The 13,322-nt window shown below is 72.5% G+C and carries 14 protein-coding genes; 3 read left to right on the forward strand and 11 right to left on the reverse strand.

Features of this window, described 5'->3' with window-relative positions; genetic code table 11:
* Positions 1–5: 5 nt before the first annotated feature.
* The 5 genes from MCBMB27_RS13870 to MCBMB27_RS13890 form a co-directional block, all read right to left on the reverse strand.
* Complete coding sequence (locus MCBMB27_RS13870) at positions 6–467, reverse strand: tellurite resistance TerB family protein (RefSeq protein ID WP_043346719.1); 462 nt, start codon at positions 465–467, stop codon at positions 6–8.
* A 114-nt stretch (positions 468–581) separates the two neighbouring features.
* Positions 582–1,391 (reverse strand): DJ-1/PfpI family protein, encoded by an 810-nt coding sequence (locus MCBMB27_RS13875; RefSeq protein ID WP_043346721.1) that lies wholly within the window; start codon positions 1,389–1,391, stop codon positions 582–584.
* A 16-nt stretch (positions 1,392–1,407) separates the two neighbouring features.
* Entirely contained in the window at positions 1,408–2,106 is a 699-nt protein-coding gene (locus tag MCBMB27_RS13880; RefSeq protein ID WP_170861868.1) for a TenA family protein, read from the reverse strand.
* 3 nt (positions 2,107–2,109) lie between these two features.
* A complete protein-coding gene (locus MCBMB27_RS13885) occupies positions 2,110–2,784 on the reverse strand; it encodes a response regulator (protein WP_043346723.1) in 675 nt (224 codons plus the stop codon).
* Positions 2,781–4,262, reverse strand: a complete 1,482-nt coding sequence (locus tag MCBMB27_RS13890; RefSeq protein ID WP_083683821.1) for an ATP-binding protein — start codon at positions 4,260–4,262, stop codon at positions 2,781–2,783. Before MCBMB27_RS13890 ends, MCBMB27_RS13885 begins: the two co-directional genes overlap by 4 nt.
* A gap of 277 nt (positions 4,263–4,539) precedes the next feature.
* Between MCBMB27_RS13890 and MCBMB27_RS13895 the strand changes: the two genes are divergently transcribed.
* Positions 4,540–5,427 (forward strand): hypothetical protein, encoded by an 888-nt coding sequence (locus MCBMB27_RS13895; RefSeq protein ID WP_043382878.1) that lies wholly within the window; start codon positions 4,540–4,542, stop codon positions 5,425–5,427.
* A 53-nt stretch (positions 5,428–5,480) separates the two neighbouring features.
* Here the strand turns inward: MCBMB27_RS13895 and MCBMB27_RS13900 are convergent, their stop codons facing one another.
* A complete protein-coding gene (locus MCBMB27_RS13900; RefSeq protein WP_043382876.1) occupies positions 5,481–7,232 on the reverse strand; it encodes a DEAD/DEAH box helicase in 1,752 nt (583 codons plus the stop codon).
* A 349-nt stretch (positions 7,233–7,581) separates the two neighbouring features.
* Here MCBMB27_RS13900 and MCBMB27_RS13905 point away from each other — a divergent pair, with 349 nt between their 5' ends.
* Positions 7,582–8,679 carry a calcium:cation antiporter gene (locus tag MCBMB27_RS13905; RefSeq protein WP_075380704.1) on the forward strand — a complete coding sequence of 366 codons (1,098 nt, stop codon included), beginning with the start codon at positions 7,582–7,584 and terminating at the stop codon, positions 8,677–8,679.
* Between the two features lie 132 nt (positions 8,680–8,811).
* On the opposite strand, the gene MCBMB27_RS13910 is transcribed toward MCBMB27_RS13905, so the two are convergent.
* Both MCBMB27_RS13910 and MCBMB27_RS13915 read right to left on the reverse strand, forming a co-directional pair.
* A complete protein-coding gene (locus MCBMB27_RS13910; protein WP_236952710.1) occupies positions 8,812–9,561 on the reverse strand; it encodes an FAD-binding oxidoreductase in 750 nt (249 codons plus the stop codon).
* The gene (locus MCBMB27_RS13915) at positions 9,536–10,141 is read right to left on the reverse strand and encodes a sulfite oxidase-like oxidoreductase (protein ID WP_043346730.1); all 606 of its coding nucleotides are present in this window, start codon (positions 10,139–10,141) and stop codon (positions 9,536–9,538) included. The genes MCBMB27_RS13910 and MCBMB27_RS13915 overlap by 26 nt, the downstream gene beginning before the upstream one ends.
* Before the next feature lie 159 nt (positions 10,142–10,300).
* Here MCBMB27_RS13915 and MCBMB27_RS13920 point away from each other — a divergent pair, with 159 nt between their 5' ends.
* The gene (locus MCBMB27_RS13920) at positions 10,301–10,603 is read left to right on the forward strand and encodes a hypothetical protein (protein ID WP_043382873.1); all 303 of its coding nucleotides are present in this window, start codon (positions 10,301–10,303) and stop codon (positions 10,601–10,603) included.
* Here the strand turns inward: MCBMB27_RS13920 and MCBMB27_RS13925 are convergent.
* From MCBMB27_RS13925 to MCBMB27_RS13935, 3 genes are all read right to left on the reverse strand, one after another.
* Positions 10,573–11,541 (reverse strand): DMT family transporter, encoded by a 969-nt coding sequence (locus MCBMB27_RS13925; RefSeq protein WP_075380705.1) that lies wholly within the window; start codon positions 11,539–11,541, stop codon positions 10,573–10,575. The two genes, MCBMB27_RS13920 and MCBMB27_RS13925, sit on opposite strands and share 31 nt — an antisense overlap.
* Positions 11,538–11,813: a translation initiation factor IF-1 gene (infA, locus tag MCBMB27_RS13930; RefSeq protein ID WP_012320343.1), complete on the reverse strand. Its 276-nt coding sequence runs from the start codon at positions 11,811–11,813 to the stop codon at positions 11,538–11,540. Before infA ends, MCBMB27_RS13925 begins: the two co-directional genes overlap by 4 nt.
* Positions 11,814–12,037: 224 nt before the next feature.
* Positions 12,038–13,174, reverse strand: a complete 1,137-nt coding sequence (locus tag MCBMB27_RS13935) for a branched-chain amino acid ABC transporter substrate-binding protein (protein ID WP_043382868.1) — start codon at positions 13,172–13,174, stop codon at positions 12,038–12,040.
* Positions 13,175–13,322 lie beyond the last annotated feature (148 nt).

Consider the following 13,322-nt stretch of genomic DNA (forward strand, 5'->3'; position numbering starts at 1 on the left):
GAGGGCTAGGCGGCCGCGACACCCTGCTGACCGCTCCGCCGGGCGGCCGAGATGGCGGCCTCGTCGAAGCCGAGCAGGCGGCCGAGGCGCTCGACCAGGGCCTCCTCGAATTCGTCGACGTTGCCGTCCGCCGCCGCGACCGACCACGCCATGGTCAGCAGCTCTTCGCGCTCGGCCCGGTCGGCCTCGTGGGGGATCATCTCCACGAGGCTCGCCACGTCGCGCACCTCCGAGTCCATGGCGGCGGCCCGCTCGATCAGGGCCCGTGCCGCATCCGGCCCGTCGGCGTAATGACCCTGCACGAGGCGCGACAGGCGCTCGCTCTCGGCCGGCGCCAGAATGCCGTCGACGCGGGCGACGTGGACGAGGAGCGCCGTGGCCGCGAGATGCGTCTCGTCCACGGTCTCAGGGTTGCCGACGCCGAGAGCCTCGGCCGCGTAGGCGCGCAGGCGTGCGATCAGGGACATGGCGGCTCCGGGGGGATCGTGCAGCGCAACAGTTCGGTCCCCGGCGTCGCTCCGTCAAGCACGGCGCCGCACGTGGCGCCCGACCGTGGCGAAGTTGCATCGCCGGCGCGGCCCTCAACGGCGCGCCACGGCCTCGGCCCCCGTCACCAGCGGCGCGAGAATCGACTCGGCGGCCCGGACCACGGCCGGACCGGCCTCCGCCGGTGTGCCGGCCCGGAACGGCGGCGCCGGAGCGTATTCGGCGACGAGCTGCGCGGTGCGGGCGTAGTCGGCCCCGCGCAGGCGGGCGGCGAGCGCCAGCCCGAGGTCGAGCCCCGCCGAGACCCCGGCCGCGGTGACGCGGTTGCGGTCGAACACGACGCGCTCCGCCACCGGTTCGGCGCCGAGGAGCGGCAGCACCGCGTCGCGCACGCTCCAGTGCGACGTCGCGCGGTAGCCCCGCAGGAGGCCGGCCGCCCCCAGGATCAGCGATCCGGTGCAGACGCTGACGACCCAGCCGGCCCGGGCGGCGCGGTCGCGCAGGAAGGCGAGGAGCGCCGCATGGCCCATCTGGGCGGGCGTGCCGTCGCCTCCGGGCACGAACAGGACGTCGAGATCCGCCGGACAGGTCGCGAAGCTGTGGGTCGCCACCAGGGCGAGGCCGGTATCGCTCGTGACGGGACCGGTCTCCGCACCGACGAGGTGGAGGCTGCCCGGAGCGAGGCCGGCCAGGAAGGTCTGCGGGCCCACGAGATCGAGGGCGGTCAGGCCCGGATAGAGCAGCATGGCGATCCGGACGGGGCGGTCCGGCGGGATCGGCTCCGGCGAAATCGGGTCCGGCGCGTCTGCAGAGCCGGCGGCCTGCGCCGGACGGAGCGGCCAGACCAGGGCGGCGGCGAGTGCCGCGGCGACGAGATCCCGGCGGCGAGCCTCCGGCGCGGTCACGGGCGCGCCGGGCCGGTCACAGGGACCAGGCCGCGTCGCGGTAGGCGCTGTCCCAGAACTGCCATTCCAGCCGGGTGGCCTGCGTGAAGGCCTGATGCATCCGCGCGCGCTCGGCCGCCGACGCGTCCCGCGCGGCCCGATCCGTGGCGGCGATCATGGCCGCCACCGCCTCGGCAAAGTCAGCCCCCGCATAGGTGTCGATCCAGGCGCGGTACGGGTTGCCGGGCGCGGCGCGGGCGAAGATGTCGTCGCCCACCGCCTTGTAGATCCAGAAGCAGGGCAGCAGCGCGGCACAGACCACCGCGAAGGGCTCGGCATAGGCGGTGGCGAGCAGGTAGCAGACGTAATGATCGCAGGCCGGCGTCAGGGGCGTGGCCGCGAAGGTCTCCGGGCCGATGCCGTAGTCGCGGAAGAAGCCGCCATGGAGCGCGCGCTCGACGACGATCGCTTCCTGCGCGGCCCGGGAGAACTGCACGATCGCGTCGGGATCCGGCGCCTTCGCGGCGGCGAGGCTCAGCGCCCGGCCGAAGCCGATCAGGTAGTGCGCGTCCTGCACGATGTAGTGCCGGAACCGACCCTGCGGCAGCGTGCCGGCGGCGAGTTCGGCATTGAACGGCATCGACCGGATGGTCTCGTAGGCGGCGGCGTTGCGCGCCCAGGCCTCCTGCGAGAACGAGACCGGCGCGCCCGCCTCGGCCAGTCCGAGAGACGCCACGCCCTAGCCCTGCCGCTGCGCGTGGGTGACGGCGACGTGGATCAGCTCGGCGAGGGTGCGCACGCCGAGCTTCTGGCGCATCTGCGAGCAGGCATTCGTCACGGTCTTGTAGCTCACCGACAGGTCGGCCGCGATGGCGCCGTAGGAGCGGCCCTGGGCGAGGCGCGCCAGGATCTGCTGCTCGCGGGGGGTCAGCTGCGATTCCGGCGCGCGGCGGGCGTCGGCGCGCAGCATCGCCACCTCGGTGGCCAGCCGCCGGTCGAGGTAGACCTCGCCGATACGCACCTTGGCGAAGGCCTCGAACAGCTCGGCGGAGGCGTGATCCTTGAGGACGTAGCCGAGGGCCCCCGCCTCGAGGGCGCGGGCGACGATCACCGGGTCGTTGTGCATGCTGAAGACGAGGATGCGCGTCTCGGGCGCCACCGCCCGGATGCGCCGGATCAGGCCGAGGCCGGCCATGCCGCTGCCCTGGAAGGTCAGGTCGCAGATCACCACCGGCGGACGGAGCCGGTGGAAGATCCGGTAGCCGCCGACGACGGTGGTCGCCTCCGCGATGGTCTCCACGCCGGAATCCTCCAGGACGCGTCGACAGCCCTGCAGGACGATGGGGTGATCATCGATGACGAGAACCGGCAGGCGCGTGGCGGCGGCGTCGATCTGGGATGCGATGGCGTTCATGCGCTCGGCGCGGTGCTGGTCTCGTCGCCCCGGTCAGGCGGAACGGGGATCATGATCCGGACGATCGCCCCGGGGCCGGCATTGTCAAGGGCGAAGGTGCCGCCGAGGGCCTCCACGCGCTCGCGCATCCCCGACAGACCGAGCCCGGTGCCGTGTTCCGGGGGGATTCCGGTGCCGTTGTCGCGGATGGTGAGGTCGAGCCGGCCCTCGGCCTCGGTCGCCTCGGCCTCCACCCGGGTCGCGGCGCCGTGCCGCACGGCGTTGGTGGCGCTCTCCTGCACGCAGCGGAACACCGTGAGGTCCACGAGGTCGCCGTAGCCCTTGGCCAGACCGTCGAACCGGCCCACGAAACCGAGGCCGGGGTGGCGCTGCCCGAAGCCGCGCAGGAGCAGGTCCAGGCAAGTCGCGAGCGGCGCCTGCCCGAGTCCGTGCGGCCGCAGGCGGTTCAGAAGCTCCCGGTTGACCGTCTGGACCTGGCCGACGATGGCGCTGATCTCGGCCGCCCGGGCGGCGAGCTTCTCGCGGCTGGGCTCGGCGGAGCCGGAGGCGATACGGCCGATCGAGGCGGCGTTGGCCTCCAGAGCGAACAGGCAGGGGCCGAACTCGTCGTGCAGCTCCAGGGCTGTCCGGCGGCGCTCGTCGTCCTGGGCGGTCAGAAGCTGGCGGTTGAGGCGGCCGTTGGCGGCCCGGACCTCGCCCAGGGCCTCGGCGACCTTGTTGAACCGCTCGGCGATCACCGCCAGCTCCCGGGCACCGGGCGGCTCCAGGCGAGCCGTGTAGTCGTGATGCTCCAGCTGGGTCAGGCCGGCGCCGAGCCGCCGCAGCGGCGCGAGGATCCGGCCCAGGGCGATGTAGAGGGCGATCAGCATCGCGGCATTGATCGCCAGGGTGGTCAGCGAGAGCGCACGGGCATAGCCCCAGATCTCGTCGATCTCGTCCATCGGCTGCGTGGTGATCTGCGCCGTGCCGAGCCGACGCCCGTCGACGACGATCGGCAGGGCGTGGCGCTCGATCGGCGGCATGATCAGGTCGGCGAACCAGTGGGGTGCCTCCCGGTCCGCGCGGGTCGGCGGCAACGGCCGGCCGATCTGGTCGCCATCCGCATCGAGCACCGCGACCCGGACATGCCGCAGGACCTTGAAGCGGAGGTCGAGCGTCTGGAGCAGCGTGTCGGGGGAGGCCGTGTCGGACAGGCGGATCGTGTCGGCCACCAGCGACTCGACGGTGGCGAGGGAGGCGCGGGTCTCGACGCGCACCGCCGACCGGGCGTTCAGTACGATGACCGCGCAGGAGATCAAAGCCGCGAAGGCATCGATGAGCAGCACCACCGCGACGAGCCGCGCGCGCGTCGACCAGCCGGACCAGGGCCAAAGGCCGGCGCGGGGTCTGATCGGCGCGGCGGGTACCGCGGATCTCGGGGTCAGGGTCGGGCTCGTATCCACACCGTGACGCATAGCGACCGTGCCGGCGAAGTCCATGCCGCGCCCCGCGGCCGACCGGGCCATGGCCGCGCGGACCCCGACGCACGCTTCGGCACGGGCGGTCCGAATACCGATTCTTAAGCGGCGGCGCGTTATGTTGTGGATAGCCGGGTCACGACTGGCTGGGCTGGCAATTCGGGCCGACATCATTGCGCCGTATTGCAGCTTCTCTATCGCCAACAGAGTCGAACCAGCTTCGAATCCTCGAAGAGTGGCGGCCGGTCATGGGGAGCCCGGTCGCGCGCGGCGTGTATCGAGTGAGAGACCCCGGACCATGATCGATCTCAACCTCGACCCGTCCGAGACCCGGCCCGACCGGAGGCCGTCGGCCAAGCCCGGGCCGTCGCTGAACCTCAAGGTCGTGCTGTTCGGCGTAGCCGGCGCGGGCGCGCTGGTGGGCTTCGGCGTTGCCGCCTCGACGGTGATGGCCGGCCTCGCGGCGCCGACGCCGGTGCGGATCGTCGCGTCCAAGCAGGCCGCCGATTGGCCAGAGCTGAAGGACGGGCTGCCCGTGATCAAGGGCTCCGTCCAGGCAGCGCCGGCGGCGGCGGTGCCCGCCAAGCCCGAGGCGCCGGCCCTGCGGATGGTCGCGCTGCCCGAGGCCTTCTCGCCCATCGTGACGCCCGCGAAGGCCCCCGCCGCCCCGCCCTCGGCCGCCTCACAGCCCGCCAAGGTCGCCGCGGCACCGGTCCCGCCGACGCAGCGCATCCCGGTCCCGACCCCCGTTATGCCGGTGGCGGCCACGCGGGAGGTCGCGCCGCTGGCGTCGACCCGCACGGCATCGCTCCAGACGCCCCGCGCGTCCGAGACGGTCCGGGCCCGCGAACTCGTTGAACCGGCCGTGCCGAATCCGGCTCCCGCGACCGAGCGGACCGAGCGCCCGGCGCCGGTCGAGCGCGCCGAGAAGGTCGAGCGCGCCCAGAAGATCGAGCGCCCCGAGAAGCCCGCCTCGAAGGCGGTGGCGACCCGCAAGGCGCCTGCGCCGGCGCGGGCGGCCGAGAAGGCCACCGGCACTGCGCCCGCGACCGTGGCTCAGGCAGAACCCGCCGAGGCGGAGGACACCGAGGTGCTCGGGATCAAGCTCCCGTCCCTCGCACCGGCCGGTCGGAAGCTGAAGGAAAGCGTCGACGCTCTCGGCAACGCCGTGAAGAACGTGTTCTGACCCGAGGCTCCGGCCCCGCGCATGGGGGCCGGACAAGTCTTCCGATCCGGCGCTCAGGCCCGTCCGGAATGGCGCCCGGCCTTATCGCTCTTCGGCCCGGTGCGATCCACCTTGCGCTGGTGCTTCCCGGCGCGCGGGCTCGCAAAACCCTTCGGACCACCCGGTCGGTCCCTGCGCTCATCCGGCCCCGCATCGCCCACCAGCGCCTCGACCTGGATATCCGGCGAGCCGTTCCGGGCGAACGCTTCGGCAAAGCGTGCCGCCGCGTTGCCCCGCACCTCGAACTTGGTCTCGCGGTCGAAGATCCGGATCGCACCGATCTCCTGGCGCCCGATGCCGCCCCGCCGGGTCAGCATCGGCAGCAGACGGCGCGGGTCGGCGTTGTCGCGGCGGCCGAGGTTGAGGCGGAACCAGACGGCCGGCCCCATGGCGGCGATCCGCTCCGGATCCATCGGGTCGTAGGGCGGCCGCTCGCCCCGGGGAGCGCGGCCCTCTCCGGGATCGCTGACCTCTTCGGGAGCCGGCAGGCGGGTGCGGTAGACGCGGGCCAGCAGGGCAGCCAGTTCCTCCGGGCTCTTGCCGGCGAGCAGCGTCTCGGCGAGCGCGACATCCTCCTCGGCGGGCGGCTCGGCGAAGAGCGGATCCGAGAGCATGCGCTCGCCGTCGAGGCGCCGGATCTCGTCGGCCGAGGGCGGCCCCGACCATTCGGGGCTCACCTTGGCAATGGCGAACATCTGCTCGGCGCGGCGTCGCCGGGAATTGGGGATGAGCAGCACCGAGGTGCCTTTGCGGCCGGCGCGACCGGTACGGCCGCTGCGGTGCTGGAGCACCTCGGCATCGTGCGGCAGGTCCGCGTGGATGACGAGGCTCAGGGACGGCAGGTCGATGCCGCGGGCGGCCACGTCGGTGGCGACGCAGACCCGGGCGCGGCCGTCGCGCAGGGCCTGAAGCGCGGCATTGCGCTCGCCCTGGCCGAGTTCGCCCGACAGCGCCACCACGGAGAAACCCCGCTCGGTCAGGCTGGCCTGGAGATGGCGGACGGCGTTGCGGGTGTTGCAGAAGACGATCGCGGTCGCGGCATCGGCCTCGCGCAGGAGGTTGAGCACGACGTGCTCGGTCTCCCGCGGCATGATCCGCACCGCCCGGTAGGCGATGTCGGCATGTCCCTTGGTTTCGCCCTTGATCGCCAGACGGAGCGCGCCGTGCTGGTAGCGCTCGGCCAGCGTCTCGATCGCCTTCGGCAGGGTCGCGGAGAACAGGTAGGTGGCCCGCTCCGGCGGCGTCGCCGAGAGGATGAACTCGATATCCTCCCGGAAGCCGAGATCGAGCATCTCGTCGGCCTCGTCGAGGACCACGGCCCGCAGGGCCGTCGGGTCGAGGTTGCGGCGCTCGAGGTGATCGCGCAGGCGCCCCGGCGTGCCCACCACGATGTGGGTGCCCTCCGCCAGCATCCGGCTTTCCCGGCGCGGGTCCATGCCGCCGACGCAGGCCGCGACGCGGCCGCCGGCGGGTCCGTACAGCCAGGACAGCTCGCGCTGCACCTGCAGGGCGAGTTCCCGGGTCGGGGCGATCACGAGGGCCAGGGGCGCCGCCGGGGGCGGCAACTGGTCGGCCTCCCCGATCAGGATACTGGCCATGGCGAGGCCGTAGGCCACGGTCTTGCCGGAGCCGGTCTGGGCCGAGACGAGGAGGTCGCGGGAGCCGGCGGCGGCCTCAAGCACGGCGGCCTGGACCGGGGTCGGATCGGCATAGCCGCGGTCGCTCAGGGCCCGCGCGAGGGGGGCGGGCAGGGTCGGGAAAGGCAAGCTTCGGAAACTCTCAACGGCCGTGCCGCGCCCGGCAGCGCGCCATCGCGCGGCGGGGGAATCAGGCGCCGGACTTTATTCGGGTGCCAAGACGGTAACGCGTCGCGAGCCGCCTGACCACTCCCGCCGCAGCATGGGGCGGTTGCAGGCGCTCAATCCGGGACGCGCCGGTTGCGGGGTGCTCGAACCTTCCACCGGACGACTTGCCGTGGACCGCGTCCTTGCGAGCGGTGCGAAGCCGTGACGAGGCCGGGACGAAGGGCCGACTCTGGTGCGGCGACCTGCTAAGGCACGGTCAAGTTTCGCCTGTCGCAGCCGCGACGCGCCCCGACCGGAGTACACGTTCATCATGATGGCAGCCCTGCGGGTGGCGGTAGCCTGGGCGACGGTTCTGGCCTTCGCGTGGTTCGGCAAGGACTGGCTCGGAGACCTGTCGCGGCCGCTCTTCGCCGGCGGCCTGTTCGCGTGGCTGCTCGCGGTGATCGTCTGGGCGGCCTTCGGGGTGGTGCACGAGGCCGAGGAACTGGCCCACCGTCTGGGCGAGCCCCTGGGCACCCTGGTGCTGACCCTCTCGATCGTCATCATCGAGGTGGCGCTGATCTCCGCCGTGATGCTGTCGGCCAAGGACGCGCCGACGCTGGGGCGCGATACGATGTTCGCGGTCCTGATGATCGTGCTGAACGGCGTGGTCGGGCTGGGCCTCCTGGTCGGCGGCCTGCGCCATCACCAGCAGCGCTACAACCTTCAGGGCGCCTCGGCCTTCCTGTCGGTGATCATCCCGCTCACCACCATCGCGCTGATCATCCCGAACTTCACCAGCTCCACCAGCGACGGCACCCTGACGATCCTGCAGGCGGTGACGTTCTCGCTGTTCACCCTCGCGCTCTACGGCGTGTTTCTGCTGATCCAGACCGGCCGCCACAGCGACTTCTTCATCGATGCGGAAGCCCGCGAGAGCGCCGAGGCGCCCCACGGCGCCGACTCGATCTCGGGGGGCGGCATCGCCAAGCATATCGGGCTGCTGCTCGCCAACGTCCTGCCGATCGTGATCCTCGCCAAGAGCCTCGCGGTGATCCTCGACCACGGCATCGCGGCCCTCGGCGCGCCCTCGGCGCTGGGCGGCGTGCTGATCGCCGCCATCGTCTTCACCCCGGAGGGGATCTCGGCGTTGAAGGCGGTGGCCCGCAACGAACTCCAGCGGGCGATCAATCTGTGCCTCGGCGCGGCCACCTCGACGGTGGGCCTCACCGTGCCGGCGATCCTGACGATCGGGCTGCTCACCGGCCAGACCGTGGTGCTCGGCCTCAAGCCCACCGAGATGACCCTCCTCGCCGTCACGCTGATCCTCAGCGCGCAGACCTTCTCGGGTTCGCGCACCACCGTGCTGGAGGGCGCGGTGCATCTCGTGCTGTTCTTCGTCTACCTCGTGCTGATCTTCAGCCCGTGATCCTCGCGGGGATCGGGTTCGTCACCGACGGCCTTTCCTCTGCGCACTCCGTGACGGGCTCCGTCAGGTCCTGAAGACGGGGACCCGATCGACTCCGCCTTCGCCCGCCATGCCGGCGCGGGGCCCCGGCGCTCAGGCGCCGAAGCGCTCGGTGCGGATCAGGCCCGGCGCGACGCCCTCCGCCAGGATCAGGTCCGAGGCTGCGGCCACGAACCGGTTGGAGCCGCAGAGGAAGACCTTCCCGGGCGCCCCGATCCGCGCGAGGGCATCGGCGACGAGGGGCGCGTCGATCCGCTTGCCGCCGGGCTCGCGCGTCGTCGCAAGATGCAGGGAGAAGTTGGGATCGGCTTCCGCGAGCCGCTCCAGCTCGGCCACCGCGATGGCCTCCGCCCGGGTGCGGGCCGAGTAGATCAGCGCCGCCGGGATCTGCCGCCAGCCCTGCGCCCGCCGCCGCAGCATCGCCAGGAGCGGCACCACGCCCGACCCGCCGCCGCCCAGGAGCAGCGGCCCGCCATCCGGGCCGTCCCAGGAGAACGAGCCGCCGATCGGCCCGCGCAGCTCGACCCGGTCGCCGACTTCGGCCAAATGCGAGAACCAGCCCGAGACTTCGCCGTCCGGCAGGGCCTCGATCATCAGCTCCAGTGTGCCGCTGCCGTCCTGGGCCGAGGCGATGGAGTAGCTGCGCTGCGCTTGGTAGCCGTCCTCGGCGGTGAGGCGGACATCGACGTGCTGCCCGGCCCGGTAAGCCTCGGCGAGGCTGCAGCGCAGCCGGACGCTCCTCACGTGCGGCGTGACCGGCGAGAGCGCGGTGATCTCCGCCTCGTGCCAGCGGAAGACGACGGGCTCGATCGCCGACTCAATCACCGATGTAGCGCTGCTCACGCCAGGGATCCCCGTACATGTGGTAGCCGCGCAGCTCCCAGAAGCCGGCCGTGTCCACCTGGGTGAAGCGCAGGCCCTTCACCCATTTGGCACTCTTCCAGAAGTAGAGGTGCGGCACGAAGAGCCGCGCCGGGCCGCCGTGATCGGGATGGATCGGCTGGCCCTCGTAGCGCGTCGCCACCAGGGCGCGACCGCCCACGAGGTCGGCCACCGGCACGTTCGTGGTGTAGTCGTCGTGGGATTCCGCGAGCAGGAAGTTCGTCGGCGCCTCGATCCCGGCATCCGCCAGCAGGTCGTCGAAGCTGACGCCTTCCCAGGTCGTGTCGAACTTCGACCACTTGGTGACGCAGTGGATGTCGCCCTTCCAGGTGGTGCGAGGCAGCGCCTCGAATTCCGCCCAGCTCCACGCCTTGATCGGCCGCGATCCCGCGCGCAGCGTGAACGTCCAGGTGGCCAGGTCAACGGTCGGGTTGGGGCCGATCTGGAGGATCGGGAAATCGTCGGTGAGATACTGACCCGGCGGCAGGCGCGCGCCCGTTTCCGGCGGCTGCCTGCGTCCGACGAAGCCCCGTGTCACCATGCCGGTCGCCGCCCCTCTCGCTCTCCCCCCGGGTTTGGTGCGGCGGAGCACCTCGCGTCAAGCCGGCATGTGCGGCCGAACAAACGCCCTAAAGCTCGGGTGTGCTAGCAGGACTGTGCCGATCGATCGGCGCGAATCGCCTGCTTTCAGGGGGATGTCATGAAGTACCTTCTCGCGACGAGCCTGGTCGTCGGGAGCCTCGCCACCCTCGCACCGGCCGCCCAGGCCCGCGACGGGATCGGTGCCGGCGGCGCGGCCGCCCTCGGCGTGCTCGGCGGCCTAGCGGTCGGCGGCGCCATCGCGTCGGCCAACAACGGCTACTATCCGGGCCGCCCGGTCTACCGCGCCCCGCCGCCGGTCTACGTCGAGGAGGATTACGGCCCGGTCTGCCACTTCGAGCGCCGCCGGACCATCGATCCCTACGGCGACGTCTACATCCGCCGCGTCCGCGTCTGCGAATAGGCGGCTTCCGGAGTCGCCTCCGCGCCGAGCGCCGGTTTCAGGCGCTCGGCGCAGGCGATCCCGGCCAACACCAGGGCCAGGGCGAGCGCTTGCGTCGCCCCGAACGGCTCGCCGACCAGCAGGACGGCGAGGAGCGCGCCGAAGATCGGCACGAGGTTGACGAACAGGCCGGCGCGATTCGGGCCGATCTGCTCGACGCCGCGCATGAAAAAGAGCTGCGCCAGAAGCGAAGGCCCGAGGCCGACGAAGGCGACCATGATCCAGCCCGCGCGGTTGGGCCAGACGGCGTGCCCCGTCGCCCACTCGACGGCCAGGGGCGGCAGGGATGTGACGAACGCCGCGATGGCCATCGCGGCGAAGAACACGAGCGCCGGCACCTTCGGGCGCGTCGGCAGGACGACCGTGTAGCCCGCGTAGAGCAGGCAGGCCGCGAAGACGAGCACGTCGCCGCGGTTGAAGGCGAGGTTCGTCAGCACCGACCAATCGCCATGGGTGGCGGCGAGCCCCGCGCCGATCAGCGTCAGAACGACGCCGAGCACCTGCCCAGGCGTGACCGGCACCCGGTAAGCGAGCCGGTTCAGGACGATCACCAAGACCGGGATCGCCCCCTGGAACAGGGCGAGGTTGATCGCGCCGGTATGAACGCCGGCCGCATAGAACAGACAGTTGAAGGCCGTGTAGCCCAGGCCGCCCATCAGCAGGATGCGCAGCCAGTGGGGCCGAAGCTCCGGCCAAGCGGCCAGGAGCCGGGTGCCGGCCAAGGGCATGAGGACCAGGCAGGCGACCGCCCAGCGAAGCGTCGTGATGACCTGGGGCGAGACGTGGCCGGGCGCCCAGCGGCTGGTGACGGCGTTGCCGGCCCAGAGGAGCGCCGTGACGGTCAGCAGCAGGTAGGCGGACGCGGCCGGGGAAGCCCGGCTCGCGCCCCGGATCCTCACCGGCGGCGGAACTGGCCGCCCCGCACGGGCGGACGGGGGCCGGACGAGCGCTCGTCCTTGTGGCGGAACACGAGGCGCCCCTTCTCAAGGTCGTAGGGCGACATCTCGACCGTGACCCGGTCGCCGGCCAGCGTCTTGATGCGGTTCTTCTTCATCTTGCCGGCCGTGTAGGCCACGATCTCGTGGCCCTGGTCGAGCTGCACGCGGTAGCGTGCGTCCGGCAGGATCTCGATCACGAGACCGTCGAACTGCATCAATTCTTCTTTCGCCATGCACCTTCTCCAGTCGGACCGTCCGGCAGCAGGCGTTCCGGCAATGCGTGTTCAGCTGTCATCGAGCTCGGGAAACGCCGCAGGGCGCGGATCCGATCCGGTGGACCGTCCGCGCCAGCTCAGCAGCACCGCCCGCATGTAGTCCCCGCTGGAACCCGCCGCAAGTCACGGACGCCGAACCCGTTCCGTCATCGACACGTTTCGCCGGTTTTGATCGCCGGCTTTCAGGGCTCCGCGTCGTTGCCGGCATAGTCGAGGCGCCCATCCGCGGTCCGGCGCCAGATCCGGAGGGCGATCGGCGCTGCGGAGCGGTCGCCCCGGGCATCGAAGGCCACCGATCCGAGCAGCGTCCGCGACGGCCCCGCCCGTAGGGCCTCGGCCACCTTGCGGCCGTCGGCGATGCGGCCGGTCTTCGGATCGGCTGCCCGGGCGCGCTCGGTCGCCTGGGTCAGGAGCTCCACGGCCGCGTAGGCCCCGGCCGCGACGCTCTCGGCCTCGGGACTCCGCGGCGCCGGGCGGGCGCCGCGCGGTTCGGGCAGGCGCGGCGGATCGGGCGCCAGGGTCATCACGGTCCCGTCCCCGTCTGCGCCGGCCGCCGCGGCGAAGCTCGGATCGAGGATGCCATCGCTCGCCACCAGGGTCGTGCCGAGGCCGGCCGCGCGCAAAGCGCGGAGCAGGGTGGCGGCATCGGGCGCGAGCCCGCCGAAATACACCGCATCGAGCCGCGCCGCCCTCAGCCGGGCGACGAGGTCCGAGAGATCGCGGCTGCCCCGGGCGAAGCCGTCGAACAGCACCTCGGGCGTGCCGGCCTCCTTCAGACGCGCCGCCACCGCGTCGGCGAGGCCCCGGCCGAAGGTGGAGCGGTCGCTGAGGATCCCGACCCGGCGCCCCGCGAAGGCCTTCGCCAGGTAGGCTCCGGCCGCCCGGCCCTGCTGGGCGTCGCTCGGGCCCAGGCGGAACAGGTTCCACAGGCCCCGGCCGGTGAGCGGCCCGTAGGCCGCCGCGGGCGCCACCATGACGGCCCCGGCCTCCTCGTAGACGGGCGCCGCGGCCGCGACCGCCCCGGATTCGAGCGGCCCGACCACGAGGCGCACGCCGTCGGCGGCGAACTTCCTGGCGTTCGCGGCGGCCTGCCGGGCCTCGCCGCCGTCGTCGGCGGGGACCAGGACCCAGCGCGGGCGTCCGCCGGCGGCGCGATTGAGATCGGCCACCGCCTGCTCGGCCCCCTGCCGCAGTCCCTGGCCGAAGGCGGCGTCCGGCCCGGTCAGCGGGGCCGAAAGCCCGATCCGGACCGGAGCCTGCGCGACGGCCGGGCTAGCCGCGAGGAGACCGGCGAGGATCGGGATGAGGCGACGCATCATGGCGGCACTCTAGGGCCGTCGGAGCCCCATCCGGAAGAGCAGCGTCACCGGATCGTTGAACGGATCGGGACGCTGATGCGCGCAGAAGCGCTGGCGGGCGGGCGCGATGTGCGGAATAAGGGCGTCGGCCCGGCCCGTCGCCGGGCGT

It is taken from the genome of Methylobacterium phyllosphaerae, assembly GCF_001936175.1.
Lineage (GTDB): Bacteria > Pseudomonadota > Alphaproteobacteria > Rhizobiales > Beijerinckiaceae > Methylobacterium > Methylobacterium fujisawaense.

Excerpts from the sequence above, each read along its gene's own strand:
- MCBMB27_RS13870 (WP_043346719.1), bottom strand. The coding sequence starts at position 467 with ATGTCCCTGATCGCACGCCTGCGCGCCTACGCGGCCGAGGCTCTCGGC.
- MCBMB27_RS13885 (WP_043346723.1), bottom strand. The coding sequence starts at position 2,784 with ATGAACGCCATCGCATCCCAGATCGACGCCGCCGCCACGCGCCTGCCG.
- MCBMB27_RS13890 (WP_083683821.1), bottom strand. The coding sequence starts at position 4,262 with ATGGACTTCGCCGGCACGGTCGCTATGCGTCACGGTGTGGATACGAGC.
- MCBMB27_RS13895 (WP_043382878.1), top strand. The coding sequence starts at position 4,540 with ATGATCGATCTCAACCTCGACCCGTCCGAGACCCGGCCCGACCGGAGG.
- MCBMB27_RS13905 (WP_075380704.1), top strand. The coding sequence starts at position 7,582 with ATGATGGCAGCCCTGCGGGTGGCGGTAGCCTGGGCGACGGTTCTGGCC.
- MCBMB27_RS13915 (WP_043346730.1), bottom strand. The coding sequence starts at position 10,141 with ATGGTGACACGGGGCTTCGTCGGACGCAGGCAGCCGCCGGAAACGGGC.
- MCBMB27_RS13920 (WP_043382873.1), top strand. The coding sequence starts at position 10,301 with ATGAAGTACCTTCTCGCGACGAGCCTGGTCGTCGGGAGCCTCGCCACC.
- infA (WP_012320343.1), bottom strand. The coding sequence starts at position 11,813 with ATGGCGAAAGAAGAATTGATGCAGTTCGACGGTCTCGTGATCGAGATC.
- MCBMB27_RS13935 (WP_043382868.1), bottom strand. The coding sequence starts at position 13,174 with ATGATGCGTCGCCTCATCCCGATCCTCGCCGGTCTCCTCGCGGCTAGC.